The 14,134-nt window shown below is 67.5% G+C and carries 15 protein-coding genes and 3 pseudogenes; 9 read left to right on the top strand and 9 right to left on the bottom strand.

All coding sequences use genetic code 11. The features are described from left to right. The first annotated feature begins 2 nt into the window (after window positions 1-2). The 3 genes and pseudogenes from ACFYW8_RS40510 to ACFYW8_RS40500 all read left to right on the top strand — a co-directional run bounded on the left by ACFYW8_RS40510 (window position 3) and on the right by ACFYW8_RS40500 (window position 3,238). Window positions 3-763 (top strand): annotated as a pseudogene (locus ACFYW8_RS40510) (transposase). 675 nt (window positions 764-1,438) lie between these two features. Beyond that, on the top strand, window positions 1,439-1,984 hold the full coding sequence (locus tag ACFYW8_RS40505; RefSeq protein WP_389091028.1) for a hypothetical protein: 546 nt from the start codon (window positions 1,439-1,441) through the stop codon (window positions 1,982-1,984). An 84-nt stretch (window positions 1,985-2,068) separates the two neighbouring features. Continuing rightward, window positions 2,069-3,238 carry a S1 family peptidase gene (locus ACFYW8_RS40500; RefSeq protein WP_389091024.1) on the top strand — a complete coding sequence of 390 codons (1,170 nt, stop codon included), beginning with the start codon at window positions 2,069-2,071 and terminating at the stop codon, window positions 3,236-3,238. A 215-nt stretch (window positions 3,239-3,453) separates the two neighbouring features. Here ACFYW8_RS40500 and ACFYW8_RS40495 read toward each other — a convergent pair. The 3 genes and pseudogenes from ACFYW8_RS40495 to ACFYW8_RS40485 all read right to left on the bottom strand — a co-directional run bounded on the left by ACFYW8_RS40495 (window position 3,454) and on the right by ACFYW8_RS40485 (window position 6,976). Continuing rightward, window positions 3,454-4,282, bottom strand: a pseudogene (locus tag ACFYW8_RS40495) (IS5 family transposase). 376 nt (window positions 4,283-4,658) lie between these two features. Next, complete coding sequence (locus ACFYW8_RS40490; protein ID WP_389091021.1) at window positions 4,659-5,558, bottom strand: dihydrodipicolinate synthase family protein; 900 nt, start codon at window positions 5,556-5,558, stop codon at window positions 4,659-4,661. Between the two features lie 101 nt (window positions 5,559-5,659). Beyond that, window positions 5,660-6,976, bottom strand: a complete 1,317-nt coding sequence (locus ACFYW8_RS40485; protein ID WP_389091015.1) for an aminotransferase class I/II-fold pyridoxal phosphate-dependent enzyme — start codon at window positions 6,974-6,976, stop codon at window positions 5,660-5,662. 462 nt (window positions 6,977-7,438) lie between these two features. Here ACFYW8_RS40485 and ACFYW8_RS40480 point away from each other — a divergent pair, with 462 nt between their 5' ends. Further along, window positions 7,439-8,020, top strand: coding sequence for a hypothetical protein (locus ACFYW8_RS40480; protein WP_389091171.1), 582 nt, complete (start codon window positions 7,439-7,441; stop codon window positions 8,018-8,020). Window positions 8,021-8,187: 167 nt separating this feature from the next. On the opposite strand, the gene ACFYW8_RS40475 is transcribed toward ACFYW8_RS40480, so the two are convergent. From ACFYW8_RS40475 to ACFYW8_RS40465, 3 genes are all read right to left on the bottom strand, one after another. Beyond that, window positions 8,188-8,400: a hypothetical protein gene (locus ACFYW8_RS40475; RefSeq protein WP_389091011.1), complete on the bottom strand. Its 213-nt coding sequence runs from the start codon at window positions 8,398-8,400 to the stop codon at window positions 8,188-8,190. Between the two features lie 176 nt (window positions 8,401-8,576). Next, window positions 8,577-9,128: a GNAT family N-acetyltransferase gene (locus ACFYW8_RS40470; protein WP_389091007.1), complete on the bottom strand. Its 552-nt coding sequence runs from the start codon at window positions 9,126-9,128 to the stop codon at window positions 8,577-8,579. Window positions 9,129-9,224: 96 nt separating this feature from the next. Continuing rightward, the gene (locus ACFYW8_RS40465) at window positions 9,225-9,575 is read right to left on the bottom strand and encodes a hypothetical protein (RefSeq protein ID WP_389091001.1); all 351 of its coding nucleotides are present in this window, start codon (window positions 9,573-9,575) and stop codon (window positions 9,225-9,227) included. Between the two features lie 60 nt (window positions 9,576-9,635). On the opposite strand from ACFYW8_RS40465, the gene ACFYW8_RS40460 reads away from it, so the two are divergent. Beyond that, complete coding sequence (locus tag ACFYW8_RS40460; RefSeq protein WP_389090997.1) at window positions 9,636-10,868, top strand: cytochrome P450; 1,233 nt, start codon at window positions 9,636-9,638, stop codon at window positions 10,866-10,868. A 193-nt stretch (window positions 10,869-11,061) separates the two neighbouring features. Next, window positions 11,062-11,340 (top strand): hypothetical protein, encoded by a 279-nt coding sequence (locus ACFYW8_RS40455; protein WP_389090993.1) that lies wholly within the window; start codon window positions 11,062-11,064, stop codon window positions 11,338-11,340. A gap of 178 nt (window positions 11,341-11,518) precedes the next feature. On the opposite strand, the gene ACFYW8_RS40450 is transcribed toward ACFYW8_RS40455, so the two are convergent. Next, entirely contained in the window at window positions 11,519-11,704 is a 186-nt protein-coding gene (locus tag ACFYW8_RS40450; RefSeq protein ID WP_389090988.1) for a hypothetical protein, read from the bottom strand. Then, complete coding sequence (locus ACFYW8_RS40445) at window positions 11,698-12,141, bottom strand: hypothetical protein (RefSeq protein WP_389090983.1); 444 nt, start codon at window positions 12,139-12,141, stop codon at window positions 11,698-11,700. The genes ACFYW8_RS40450 and ACFYW8_RS40445 overlap by 7 nt, the downstream gene beginning before the upstream one ends. Before the next feature lie 139 nt (window positions 12,142-12,280). Here ACFYW8_RS40445 and ACFYW8_RS40440 point away from each other — a divergent pair. The 3 genes and pseudogenes from ACFYW8_RS40440 to ACFYW8_RS40430 form a co-directional block, all read left to right on the top strand. Continuing rightward, window positions 12,281-12,727 (top strand): annotated as a pseudogene (locus ACFYW8_RS40440) (cytidylate kinase family protein); the annotation flags it as partial. Between the two features lie 236 nt (window positions 12,728-12,963). Next, window positions 12,964-13,158 carry a hypothetical protein gene (locus ACFYW8_RS40435; RefSeq protein ID WP_389090980.1) on the top strand — a complete coding sequence of 65 codons (195 nt, stop codon included), beginning with the start codon at window positions 12,964-12,966 and terminating at the stop codon, window positions 13,156-13,158. Further along, window positions 13,145-13,600 (top strand): hypothetical protein, encoded by a 456-nt coding sequence (locus tag ACFYW8_RS40430; RefSeq protein ID WP_389090975.1) that lies wholly within the window; start codon window positions 13,145-13,147, stop codon window positions 13,598-13,600. The genes ACFYW8_RS40435 and ACFYW8_RS40430 overlap by 14 nt, the downstream gene beginning before the upstream one ends. On the opposite strand, the gene ACFYW8_RS40425 is transcribed toward ACFYW8_RS40430, so the two are convergent. Continuing rightward, a complete protein-coding gene (locus ACFYW8_RS40425) occupies window positions 13,576-14,049 on the bottom strand; it encodes a transposase (RefSeq protein ID WP_389090971.1) in 474 nt (157 codons plus the stop codon). The two genes, ACFYW8_RS40430 and ACFYW8_RS40425, sit on opposite strands and share 25 nt — an antisense overlap. Between the last annotated feature and the right edge of the window lie 85 nt (window positions 14,050-14,134).

Below are 14,134 nucleotides of genomic sequence, written 5' to 3'. Positions count from 1 at the left end.
GTGTGATCACGGCGTCACAGCCGTCCTGGATAGGCCCGTTCACCGGGCTGAGCCCGCGCTGCTTCGGCAAGCTGGTGACCGCCCTGCGTCGCGAGGGGGCGGACACGGTCCGCCGAGGCCGGCCGTGGGGCCTACCCCTGGAGGGCCGCGTCCTGCTGGTCGCGGCGTACTGGCGGACGAACTTGACACTGCGCCAGCTCGGGCCGCTGTTCGGGATCTCGAAGTCTGCGGCCGACCGCATCATCAACCGCCTCGCACCACTGCTCGCCCTGCGGCCGCGCCGACGATTCCGCAAGGACACCGTGCTCATCGTGGACGGCACCTTGGTCCCCACACGTGACCACGCGGTGGCCGAGGAGTCGAAAAACACCGGTACTCCACCAACCACCAGGTCGTCATCGACGCCGATACGCGACTGGTCGTCGTAGTTGGCCGGCCCCTGCCCGGCAACCGCAACGACTGCAAGGCATGGGAGTTGTCCGGAGGGAAGGCAGCCGTCGGAAACACCACGGCGGTCGCTGACGGCGGCTACCGCGGCACCGGCCTGGTGATCCCTCACCGGCGTGAACCCGGCCAGGCCGAACTCCTGGCCTGGAAAGAGGAGCGCAACCGCTCGCACCGCAAGGTCCGTGCCCGAGTCGAGCACACCTTCGCCCGCATGAAGAGCTGGAAGATCCTCCGCGACTGCCGCTTGAAGGGCGACGGCGTTCATCACGCCATGCTTGGCATCGCCCGCCTGCACAACCTCGCGCTCGCCGGATAACCCGGCCCAAGGTGGGCGTCCCCGATGCCGACCGTGTCAGTCAGTTGATCATTGCGGGACAGCCTTTAGTGAGAAACGACCTCTAACCTCCTCTAACCTGACGAACCCGGACACAAAATCACTTCTCAAAGCCCCTGGGTGGTCGAGAACCTTCACGGGCGACGCCGAACTCCGAGCCCCAACCCGCACGCCCACCCGGGAAGGCTTTCCGGCAGACCCGGAAACAAGACCCCGGACGATCTTCTCCCTGTCGAACCAGAGGCACTTACCGCTTGTCCTGCGTTTTCCGGACAGTCCGCCCCGTGGAATCGCGTGGCCGGGAAGCCTAACTCAAGTCTCCCGTGACCAGCCTCCGCCCGCACGCCGGTCGCGCAGCTCCTGACGACCAGTCAACTACGTCAACTCCTGTAGGTTGTACGAGAGTTGGGAGAGATGAGTCACTTCAGACGCAAAGGCCAACTCTGGACAGGGATCCGAACCGCATGGTTCGATTTCGCAGACGAAGCGGCTTCGGAAAGGGCCTTTTCGCGGGTGGTGCAGTGAGTGAAGAATGCCCGCAACGGGGACGTTCCGGCCGGGGCGTGAGGGAAGCCGCAATCACATCAAAGGCACCTTCACGTCTTCCTCGAATCATGTTCCGGACCATCGGTCGGTAATGACGAGTTTGGGAATCGAATGAAGGAACGCACCGAATCCGCGACGAAATCGCTGCGGAAGAGACTCCTCGCACGTACGCTCGGCGCCGCGGCCATCGCCGGCGCTTTGGCCTGGTTCGCGCTGCCGGGTGCTGCCCCCACCGCGGCAGGCGTGAAGTCCGCGACCATCACGTCCGTCGCCGACGAGGGCCCCGGCTACGCGATCGAAGATTTCAACTACCCGCAGGCCGACAAAATCCTGGCGGAGCAGAACATCGTTCTCAAGCGCGGCGACGGCCACATCACGCTCGCCGATTGCGCGAGCGGCACCGGATTGCTCCAGGTCTGGGCCCGCGAGAAGTCCATGATCTGTTTCAAGGTCGTCGGCAACTCCGGCTGGCTGACCCTGGAGATCCCCTCGGTCTACGGCATCCGGGGCAACGACTACACGACCGACGTCGACATGACCGTCGGCGACGAGGAGACGAGCTTCGCCGTCGCCAAGAACCAGTGGACCGCGGTGGGCGAGAGCGCGGACCCGGAGGGACGCGAGCACATGCTCGTCGAGATCAGGTCCGCCAAGTAGCACCCCCATCGGCGCCTCGACTCCGCCCCGCGGGGGCGCGTCGAACGAGTGAGCCGCACGTCTCCCACCAAGGAAGCCAAGGTCATGCGACACCTCAGAGGCCATCGCCTCGCTCCCTTCAGTACAGCATTAACCACAGGCCTCGCCGCCGCGCTCGCCGCCGCGCTGCTGGCGCTGAGCATCACCCCCGCGAACGCCGTCTCCGGCACCGACGCGGCCGACGGCTCCCTCGCGTTCACCGCACGCCTGGACATCGGCGACGGCCAGAAGGCCTGCTCCGCCGCCCTGGTCGACCCCTACTGGCTGCTCACCGCCACCAGTTGTTTCGCCGACAACCCGGCCGCGAGCCTCGCCATACCCACCGGCGCGCCCAAGCTCAAGACCACCGCGACCATCGGCCGCACCGACCTCACGACCACCGGCGGCGAGACACGCACCATCGTGGAACTCGTCGCGCACCCGTCGCGGGACGCCGTCCTGGCGCGGCTCAGCCGCCCCGTCACCACCATCACGCCCGTGAGCCTGGCCACCGCCGTGGCCACGCCCGGCGAGAAGCTGACGGTGGCCGGCTACGGCCGCACCGCGACCGAATGGGCCCCGCTGCGCCTGCACAGCGGCACCTTCGCCGTCGACTCGGTCGCCACGGACACCGTCGCCACCACCGGCGAGGACGGCGCGAGCGTCTGCATGGGCGACACCGGCGGCCCGACCGTGCGCACGGTCAGCGGCAAGTCCGAACTGGTTGCCGTCAGCAGCAGGTCCTGGCAGGGCGGCTGCTTCGGCACCGACCCGACCGTGACCCAGACCGGCGCCGTCAGCACCCGCGTCGACGACCTGCGCTCCTGGGTGGCCTCCACCGTCGCCGTCCCTGTTCCGGCCGCGGATGGCGCCTGGCGTGCTTACGGCAACACGAATCCGATCACTTCCAGCTCCAGCACGTGGCATTGCGCCAGCAGTCAGACGATCACTACCAGCGTGGTCGCGCAGGTCTGTGCGATTAGGTCATCAAGTGGAAGCGGGGTCCAGGCGGCAGTAATCGTGCGCAACAACAAAACCAGCCTCTATGGCGCGGAAGCGCGTATGGACCTGTATACCGCCTCCGGCACGCACTTGGGTGATTGGAAGTGCCCGTCATCGGGGGTTGGGGCGAACTCCTGGTCGGTTTGCTTCGGAACAACCCTCAACGAGAGCAGCCAGGTGAACTCGTATGGGGCGCTCAATGGTGTATATCTCGGCCTGTCGTCAAATGTCTGAACCGGAGCCCATTGCGCCGGGGGCTGAGGACTTGCCCCGCAAGTGATGACTGAAGCGGTTAGGGCATGACTGGCCCGGAGTCGGCCTCCATGAAGGTGTAGTGGCAGAGGCCAGTTTGCACGTCGTCTACGACTCCTGCACCCATGAGAGGTCGGCTTCTCCGACTGGCTGCAACACCCGGGGTGTTGCAGCCAGTCTGTGGCTTGGACCGTGTCCTATGTGGTGAGGCGGACGAACCTCTTGTAGCGGCAGAGGGTGGCGGCGGGGCCGAGGAATGCCAGATAGTTGCGGGGGTTGCGTTCGTGGCGGGGGCTCAGTCGTCGGTAGCCGGAGAGGCAGGACATGGTTCGCTCGATGACCCACCTGCGGCGGCCGAGTCGTTCGCTGGACTCGATCCCCTTGCGGGCGATGCGAACGCCGATGGGCTTTCCCCAAAGTCATTTTCGCAGGTGGGGAATGTCGTTGGCCTTGTCCGCGTGGAGTCGCTGGGGCTCGAAGTACCGTCCGCGGAACGGGTCGTGTTTCGTTTGGTGGCCCGCGACCATGGGCTTCAGCCCTTCGCTGTCGTGGACGTTTGCGGCGGAGACAACGACCGCCAGGGGCAGTCCGTTCGTGTCCGACAGGATGTGCATCTTGGAACGCGGCCTACCCCGGTCCACGGGGCTCGGACCTGTGGGTTCCCGCCCCTTTTTTTAGCCCTGACATGGGCGGTGTCGAGGAAGACGCGGGTGACATCGACGAGGCCGGCGTCGCGAGCCGGTGCAGCACGGCCTGGTGAAGCCGGCCCCACGCACCGGCTCTCGGCCAGATCAGGAATCTTCGATACGCGGTCGACTTCGATATGCCGAAGCAGGGCGGCAGGACCCGCCAGGCGCAGCCGCTGACCAGGACGACCAGGACGTAGATGATGGCCGCGAACAGCGTCTCATCAGGAGTGTCCTGCGTTCCGCCGCCCTGCGGCCGCACCCTTGGCGGAGGGATCAGCGGCTTCGTGATCACCCACAGCCCGTCCGGAACAATCCAACTCCGCGTACCCCGCCCCATGAACAGACCAACGTCCGCCTCACCACATGGTGGGTGCGGTCGCGGATGTACTCGCGCTCCATGCCCGGCATCGCGGCCAGCACCGTGAACTCGATCCCGGACGGGTCGTGCGAGCCCTTGAGTTCGCCTGTGAGGAACTTCAGCCCGACATCGCCCGCCTTCAGGCGATGGCCACGACCGCGCCGCCGTCGGAGGTGCGGGCAAAGGTCGCCGCGATGACGTAGCGGGGGAGCGGGCCCCAGCCCGCACTGCCGGTGTTCTTCTCGGTGCTGCGGTGCATGGCCGTGCGCTCTGCCGGGACGGCAGACGGGAGCGGCTCACGTCACCGCCCGCCCGCCCGCCGACGGGAGAACGGTGACGTGGGCGTGTGACGTGGTCAGGCGTGGAGCTGCAGCTTCTCGATCACTGTGGCGACCTGGGCGCGTTCCTTCGCCCCGAGGCCGCGCAGCGGCAGGGGAAGGTTGCAAGATGCGGTGAGGCCAAGATGGGCGGCCGCTGCCGCGACGACCCGTAGCGATCCGCCGTGCTGGGCGAACAGGTCCCACAGCGGCTGGAGCTGCTGGGACTCCCGTTCGGCCTGCTCGGCCCGGCCGGCCTGTGCGGCCCGGGTGAGCGCGAGCGCCGGCTCAGGGAACGTGCCGCCGATCACCGAGTACCAGGCGTCGCATCCGGCGTTCAGGCCCCTGGCGGCTGCCGCGTCTCGGCTGACACCGATCGTCACCGTGGCGGGCAGAAGCCGCCGCAGGTGCTCGATACGAGCCCGCGCCGCCTCAGGATCGGCGGGAACTCCGGGGATCTTGATGGATGCCACGTTCGGGAGGCACACCAGGCGGGTGTACAGCTCGTCGGTGAAGGTGAAGTGGGTGGTGCCGGGGTTTTCGTAGATCACGAGGGGGACGGAGAGGTGCGCGGTGACCTCTTCGAACAGGCCGAACACGTCGTCGTCGGTCAGCGGCTGGTACGACACCGGCGCCAGCAGCACACCGGCTGCCCCGGCGTTCTGCGCGTCCTGGGCCGCTTCCAGCACATGGCGGGTGCGCAGCGCCCCGATGCCGACGATGACCGGCACCCCGTCGGCGTGCTCGACCGCGAGGCGGGCGACGCGGGCCCGCTCCTCGCGGGTCAGGTAGGCGTAGGAGCCGGTGGAACCCAGGGCCCCGATCGAGTCGACGCCGGCGGTGGCGAGCCGGTGGACGAGCCTGCCGTACGCCTTCTCGTCGATGCCCGCGTTGCCGGGGATGGGGGTGAGGGGGAAGGCGCTCAGACCGGTGAACAAGAGGAAACCTCCGATAGGTACTCGGGCGGAATTGCTATAGGCGGTGGCGCGGTGGCTCCACACGGCCGGGGTGCCGCAGACGAAGGAAGAAGGTCCGCTCGTCAGCGCGTGGTGCGCGAGGAAGCGACAACGGCGGCGAGTTCGGCGGCGAATGCTTCGGCCTGCGGCTCGGTGACGGTGGAGCTGGTGACCCGGATCGCGCCCTGGCGGGCGGACGGGGCATGGACGAAGAGGTGGCCGGGTCGCACGGCCCAGCCCCGCTCCGCCAGGGCTTGGACCACCGATCCGCTGTCGACGTCGAGTTCGACCCACACGTTGAGCCCATCGGGCCGGTGGGGCACCTCGATGCCATGGGCGTGCAGCCGCTGGATGAGCAGGCCGCTGCGGTGTGCGTACGCTTCGCGGGCGCGTTCGTGGAGTTCGTGCACGCCGGGATCGGCCAGCAGTTCGCGGGCGCTGTGCTGCAGCAGGCGGCTGACCCAGGTAGTGCCGGCGCTGAGCCGGGCCTCCAGTCGCATCGCGCTCTGCGTATCGGCGGCGACCAGGGCCAGCCGCAGGTCCGGTCCGAGGAACTTGGACAGGGACCGCACCAGTGCCCAGCGCGCCGTGGCGGCAGGGGTGATCCGGCAGTACGGCCGGGTGGAGACGGCCGAGAAGTGGTCGTCCTCGATCACCAGGACCTGGGGGTGGTCAGCGAGGACGGCGTGCAGGTCGGCGGCCCGTTCCGCGGTCAGGCTCGCTCCGGTCGGGTTGTGGGCCCGGGGCGTGCAGACGACTGCCCGGGCGCCGCCTTCGAGCGCGGCCCGCAGGTCGTCGGGGCGCATGCCCGCGCTGTCGACCTGGACCGGCGCCGTCCGGTAGCCGTTGAGCTGCAGCGTGCCGATGCTCGCCAGGAAGCAGGGGTCCTCGACCGCCACCGTGTCGCCGCGGGTCAGGTGGGCGTTCAGGAGTCGTTCGGTGGCGTCGACCGCGCCGTGTGTGACCAGTGTCCGAAACGGTTGGTCTATGTCTTCGGCGAAGTCGTCGCGGGCCCAGGCATCCAGCGCTTCATCCACTGCGGGCATCCCGTACAAGGGCTGGCGGTAGTGTCCGCCGCGGGCCGCGGCGAGGATGTCCGGCAGCAGTTGTGGATCAGGGTTTCCGCTGGCCAGGTCGACGCGATCGCCGCCGATGCCGACGCCCTCGCGGGCGAGCTGCGGCACCGTGGCGATCACCGTGCCGCCGCGGCCCCGGGTCTGGGCCACCCCGGCCTCGACGAGCCGCCGGTAGGCCAGGGCGACCGTGTTCCGGTTCACCCCCAGCCCGGCCGCGAGCGTCCGCACCGGGGGCAGCAGCGCCCCTGGCGCAAGCTCGCCCGACGCCACCTGGTCCCGGACACTGCCGGCGATCTCCGCCGCGGTCGTACCGCTGATGGGCACGCCATCACCTCCACAGGCCACACTAACGGTTTGTCCTATGTCAAACATGTGCGGTAGTGCTGTGAGGTCGAGCGCGGGTGGCGATGCCCGAGGTCTGCGCAAAGCCGGCCAGCCGCCTCGCCGGCTGCTTGCCTGTCGCCGAGCGATCGCTTGACGACAGGCGGGTGGCGCGTCCAACGAACCCGTGCGATCCGGGGATTCGCGACGGCCTGAATCCAATCACTGCAGATCCGATGGCGATTGCTGACCAGGGTTTGGTGACAGGCAGGGTCCGATCCTCCGCACGGAAGGGGCCCCTGGTGGCGAACCTGGTCTACAAGCGGGTCTCGACCGACCAGCAGTCCACCGCCCGGCAGAACCTCGTTCTCGACGAGGCCGGGACCGAGGACCCCGTCGTCTTCGAAGAGGACCCCTGCACCTCCAGCCGCCTCCACCCGGCTCCAGCGGACGAAGTTCCGCGAACTGCTCACCTACGCGCGGCCCGGCGACACGGTGCACATCTCCGAGATGTTCCGCCTCGTACGCGGCACCGGGCACATCCTCGAGGTGCTCGACGTCCTCCACCGCGACCAGGTGGCACCGCGCATCCACGACGGTGCGTTCTCCGCGATGGACCTCACCGCCCGCCACCCGCGCACCGGCGAACTGCTGTCCACCGTGAAGTTCATGGTGGAGACCCTCGCCGCCGGCGAACTCCAACGCGATTTCCAGCGGGAGCTGACCTACGACCGACTGCGGGCCGCGCAGGCCAAGGGCAGCAAGGGCGGACGCCGCCCTGCCGTCCCGGCCGACAAGACCGACGCCGTGCGCACCACGTACCTCGAAGGCCGCTCCAGCGCCGCTCCCGCCCGCGACCACGGCGTGAGCCGCGGCGCCTCCGCACGGCCGTCGCCGATCTCCCGCTCGAGCACACGGCCATCGAGCAGGACGATGCCCCGGCCCCAGAGCTGCCGGTTACCCTCGACGTGCCGGGCAAGGTCGCGGACTTCCTCCGCGCGGCCGATCTGGAGCCCACCGAGCGCGCCGCGCTCGACCAGGGGGTAGCCGTACGGCGCGGCCAGGGCTACACCCTGCGCGTCACGGCCGTGCCAGCGGTCCACCGCCAGCTCCTTGCCCGCTGCCGGCCGCTCGACGGCGGCTACGGCGTGAGCCGGAGGAACCTGGAGCCGATACGCCCCTGGCGACCATTCACGGTGACGTCAGGATTGAGCTCACTGGGTCCAGTTGTGGAAGCGCGCCCGCTTGGGACCGCACGCGCCGTCGGCGAGGGCCTTGTCGTAAGCCCGCTGCACGGCGGCGTCGGTTTCGGCCTTCGGCGTATTCATGGGGATGTAGGCCCCGGAGTAGACGACGCACGACGAGTCGTAGACCGGCCACAGCGCCCACGACCCGAACGCGACGACGGCGGCCATCACTGTGAGCACGGCTGTGACTCGGCGGCGCGGCGTGGAGTGGAGAAAAGACGGGATATCACCAGCGGATGGTACGGAACGGCGCACAGGCAGCGGACGACCGGGGTCTTGTGCCAGCAGATGATGGCACCTTCGGCGACCACACACGGTGACACCACGCCTGACCTCACCGAGGAATACGCGACACCTCAACATGTGGGCCTACCAGTCCCGAGGCCGTGGTCCGACGACAACTCGAACACCCGTACTCGCCGACCGCCGGTGGGACTGACGGTCTCACGGACCGGATGCATCCCCAGTTTGGTCATGATCCGCTCAGAGGCGTCGTTGCCCACTTGAGCGATGCTGACGATCCGCTCCAGCCCGCGGTCTTCGAACCCGAACCGCACAGCAGCTCTCGCGGCCTCGGTAGCCAGGCCCTGCCCCCAGTGGCAACGTCCCAGCCGCCAGCCGACCTCGACCGCCGGCAGTACCTCTGGCAAGAAGTCGGGCACCGAAAGACCGGTGAACCCGGCCAGCTCGCCAGTAGACCGGATCTCCACGGCGAACAGGCCGAAGCCCCGTGACTCCCACTCGCTCTCCCATGCCTGGATTCCGCCGCGAGTCTGCTGTTCGTCACGGACGCTGCCGTCACGGATCCACCGCATGACCTCGGGGTCGGCATTGACGGCAGCCATGGGCGCAACGTCTTCCTCACGCCAGCGACGCAGGATCAAACGAGGAGTCTCAAGCACGACCATCCGATCATCCTGGACCACAAATGCGCTCTCCGTCATACTCACCAGGGACTTTCGATACACGCCGTAGCTAAGACGTTCTCTCAGTTGGCCTGCTATCTACCGAGTGTCGTTGCAGGGTTCGGTTCCGGCGTAGTCGTACGACCATCCCGCGGTTGTGCCGAGCGAGGGTGTGTGCTCGTGGACGTGCCACATATCGGTCGGCGCGTGTCCGCCCGAGCCACGCCCGCGTTGCCGTGGCGGCGGCTGACCGGACTCGTCCAGCACCACGATCCGGGTGCGACCGTGGAACGGCCCGCCTTGGACCTTGATGCCCACTTTGCCGTCCATGACCTCGCCACGCAGCCATCGGTCGATCAACTCCATGTGCTCACCGCTCATGTCGCCGGCCAACCACTGCCGTTGGCCGTTAATCTCCCACAGCCCGTCCGGCACCAGCGGCTCAATCATGTCCATGCCCTGGGCAACGAGCTACCGCCAATCAAGACGCCGTCTGAGTAGGGTCAGGGAATGACCCAAACAACCCCCGGTCAGCAGACTCCAATTGACCCCGCAACACTTGCTGACGATCCGTACGCCGTGTACACGCAGCTTCGCCGAGCCGGACCCGTTCACCGGATCACTGGGACAGACGGGCTGCCTGCCTGGCTGGTGACCCGCTATGACGACGTACGCCAGGCTCTCGCCGACCCGCGGCTCTCCTTGGACAAACGCAACGCGGCGCCCGGCGGCTACCGAGGCATGGCCTTACCGCCGGCGCTGGACGCAAATCTGCTCAACATGGACCCTCCGGACCACACCCGCATCAGGCGGCTGGTGAGCCGGGCCTTCACCCCGCGTCAGATCGAGCAGCTACGTGAGCCGATCCGGCGCACCGCTGACCAGTTGCTGGACGCCATTGCTGCGGCTGAGCGCGCGGACCTGATTGCCTCGTACGCAGCGCCGCTGCCGATCACCGTGATCTGTGACTTGCTCGGCGTAGCCCCAGCCGACCGGTTCGACTTCCGTTCATGGACCGACGCTCTCGTTGCTCCCGATCCAGCGCGGCCGTTCCTTGCCAAGGAAGCGGTCGGCAACATGCTGTCGTTCCTCACCCAACTCATCGCCGACAAGCGAACCGCCCCGACCGATGACCTACTCTCCGCGATGATCGCCGTGCGCGATGAGGAAGACCGGCTGAGCGAGGACGAGTTGATGTCCTTGGCCTTCCTCATCCTGTTCGCCGGGTATGAGAACACCGTTCACCTCATCGGGAACGCGGTCCTGACTCTGCTTCGCCACCCCGACCAGTTGGCGGAGCTGCGGGCCGATCCCACACGCCTGAGCGCGGTGGTGGAGGAGCTCGCCCGCTACGACGGCCCGGTACCGCTGGCCATTCGCCGGTTTCCGACCGAGGACGTCACCGTCAGCGGCGTAACCATCCCCGCGGGCGAGACGGTCCTGTTGTCCCTCGCCGCTGCCCACCGGGATCCGCAACGCTTCACCGACCCGGACCGCTTCAGCATCGACCGCGATGCCACCGGCCACCTCGCCCTTGGCCACGGCATCCACTACTGCCTCGGCGCTCCGCTGGCCCGCATGGAAACCGAGATCGCGCTGTCTGCGCTCCTCGAACGCTTCCCCGAGATGGCCCTGGACGTGTCGCCAGGCGAACTGCAGTGGAGGCCCTCGATGCGCTCCCGCGGTCTGCTTAGCCTTCCGGTCCGCACTGGCACCATCAAGGAGGCCACTACGGCTCGATGACAGGGTGTGCGGCCTCAATCCGAGATGGGTGCGGTTCTCCGGAGGGAAGGTCTGGGCTGCGGGGACGCTGAGCCCCACTGCTTTCTGAGCGAGGTTCAGGGCCTTGAGGTAGTACGTCTGCCCGAGCCCGTGAGCCTTCTCGTACATGGCCATCCACCCGGTCAGGTACGTCAGATCAGAGGCGGCAGTCAGCATGCTCGCGTGGACCGTCTCGCTGACCTGCGCTCGTAGCCAGGGACCCGCCCTGTTCACCAGGAACGCGGCTGCTATTGGCCTGGCATGGCCGGCGCCGAACTCGTCGAGGATGTCTGCGATCCGCTCGGTCATGGCGCGCACCGATTGGACTTGGGAGTTCCCGATTCGAGTCGTTGCCTTGCCCGGGCTGACGGCGCCATCGGCTGCGTTCGCTGCCGTCGCCGTGAACATGGGCACCGTGAGCGCCGCCGAGAACAGGGTGGTGGCCAGCATGTGACCGGTCGGCCGAGTCGGTCGACAAGGCTTCGACGATTGGCGCCCTGACCTCGGGTTCGGCTCTACTCCGGCGATCCGCTGGGATGCGTTCGGTTGCCCGTAATGCAGGTCAGGCCGCGCTGCTGGCCATTAGCTGACGGAATCTGGTTCCGAACGTTCGCCGTGCCGCATCCGACTGGCTAGCCCGCAGGCCAGTGTGGGTTCGGCATGCCGTCATCGCTCATGTGCGCCCGCTGCCAGATCTCGTTCCAGCTGAACGGGATCTCCGGCACGAGCCGGTGCCGCTGCCCGCACGGACATGGCACCAGCACCCACGCGCACCCACGGCACAGCTCGATCCAGCCGTGCCCGGTCGAGCTCAGCACCCGCGGTCCTTCATCCCCACAGGCCGGGCAGCCGGGGGTTCGGCGCCCTCCAGAATCATGTTCTGTCTCCGGACGTACTCGGACAGCCGCAGCGACGGGTGGCGAAACGTGTCTTGGTGCCAGGCGCGGTCCGGGCCGTCCCACCCGCTCCGCAGCCACCACGGTCGTGGGTTCGCCACAGCCCGCCGCCCGGCCCGCTTCTCCGCCCGGCGTTGCACGGCGTATTCCTCCGCTCGCGCGAGCCACAGCACCCGCGCCTCATGCAGTTCCTCCACCGCCCGCACCAGCGCTTCCGGATCCGCCTCCAGCCGCCGGGGGATCGCGGCGCTGAGCGTGAGGTGGTGGTACGTCGCCCGGAAGCCGTACGGCGCAAAGACGGTGATGCAGGTCCGCAGCGCGCTGTGCCGACGACGAAGGGGGAGGCGGGCGTCGTGCACGCGCGCTCGGTGGGTCAGGAAGCTGGTCATTGTGTGGGCGCCAGGTCCAGTGCCCGTGACAGGGCGGCGGTGACGGCGGCCGCCTGCGCCGGCAGGTGTTGTTCAGCCCAGGTTCCGGCAAGGCTGCTACTTCGACGCCCACGACCGCGCCGCGCTGTGCCGGGTCCTGCTCGATCCGCTGGGCCCAGGCGGAGACCGAAGGTTCCAACATGCGGTCTACGACAGCGACACCGACACCCCATCGTCCCCGCCGGTCACGACCGCCCCCGCAGACGCCGTACTGCTCTTCGACGGCGTCTTCCTCCTGCGCCCAGAACTCATCGACCGGTGGGACCTGCGCATCTTCGTGTCCGCCCCCTTCGAACAGACGATCGATCGGGCCCGGGATCGAGGCACAGCGCCGGCCGGATCCACCGCAGTCACCGCCGAAATCGAACGGTCCTGGCGCAACCGCTATATCCCGTCCCAGCAGCTCTACTTCGCCACAGCCCGCCCAACCGACCACGCCGACATCATCGTGAACAACGATCAGCTCCAACGGCCTACCTGGGAAGTCCGACCAGACTCATCGATACACAGGATTTGACAATTTCCTGCAAGTTTGGCTGATCGCTCGCTGTTTGAACTCGGTGAGTTGGTTGATCACGGACTCCTGGCGGGCGAGACGCTCTACGGGTCTCTCTTGGATTTCCCTGAAATGCCGGTACTGGATGGCACAGGATGGGGGCCATTGTTGCTGGCCCGCATGGCGGGGGGCTTGCCGGGACAGCCCTTAGGGGGCACTGTGTCGGAACTCGGGACCAGGGAGCGCTGGTCGGCCAAATGAAGATAGAGGTGTCCAACCGTATGACGGTAGCCTCGGCCACGCGCGGCCTGTCGAACGACGGCTACAAGAACGGAAGCGGCAACCTCGTCATGAAGGCGGGATCGGACGCCGTCAAACGAATCTTCCCTGATGGCCGGAGAGACATAAACGTGAAGATCACCTGGATCGAGGAAGGGTATGTACCGTATTAAGCGAAGTCAACGGTCCCCCTTCCTCGCCATCCTCGTCGCGGCCCTCGTGATGAGTGTGTCTGGCTGCGCGGACGAAGAAGATGCCCCCGTCCCGACGAAAGGACAGGTCGTCGGCTCCTGGAGCAATCCCGGAGGGGACTGGATCAACTTCAAAAAAGAAGGAACGGGTCTCATTTCCGCGGAGGCACAGCTTCAGTTGAGCAGCCTGATAGAGGAAAGCGAGACTAGAAAGGAGTGTGAGTTTTCCTGGAAGGTGGACACTGTGCCTGCGGGAGGCGACATGTGGGTTTCCGTTATTTTCCGGGAAGGGCAGTGCGGATTTTCAGGGACGGGCAAATTCGGCCTGTACGCCTACTCTGGAAACTCTGGAAAACTGCAGCTGTCGCCAGCCGTTGAATTCCCGGAATCCGGCGAGATCTATTCTCGATCGAACGGGACATAGCGTGCCGCCCACGGGCAGAATTGACGTGGATTCGGCTGCTGGATGATTCGGGGCGGCCTTCCTCGGTGGTGCGCGTCGGCGACTTGTCGCAGCAGGACCTGGGCGGCGGCGCGGTCGCCGGTGTCCGCGGCGGTGACCATCACTCCCAGCGGCAGGCCGAGCGTGTCGACCACGACGTGCCGCTTGCGGCCGTTGACCAGCTTCCCGCCGTCGAACCCGCGGCTGTCGGAGCCGACGACGGCGTCCGCTTTGACGGACTGCGAGTCGATCACACCCGCACTCGGCTCCGCGTCGCGGCCCAGCTTCTCGCGGACCGTGGCGCCCAGCCGGTCGTGGAACTCCCTGACCAGGGCGTGGTCGCGCCAGCGGCGGAAGAATGCATTGTACGAGTCCGGCGGACAGCCTGCCGACGGCTCCTCCGCCCCTGGCCCGGGGAAGACATGGACCAACGCGAGCAGCGTGCTGTTCGCGCTGCTCCGTGACAGTACCGTCTACGAACCCACATCCCATGCCTCCCCCGCACGAGCGCACCTG

It is taken from the genome of Streptomyces sp. NPDC002742 (assembly GCF_042888885.1).
Classification (GTDB): domain Bacteria; phylum Actinomycetota; class Actinomycetes; order Streptomycetales; family Streptomycetaceae; genus Streptomyces.
The sequence above is the reverse complement of the archived record's forward strand: the minus strand, read 5'-3'. Positions and strand labels throughout refer to the sequence as shown.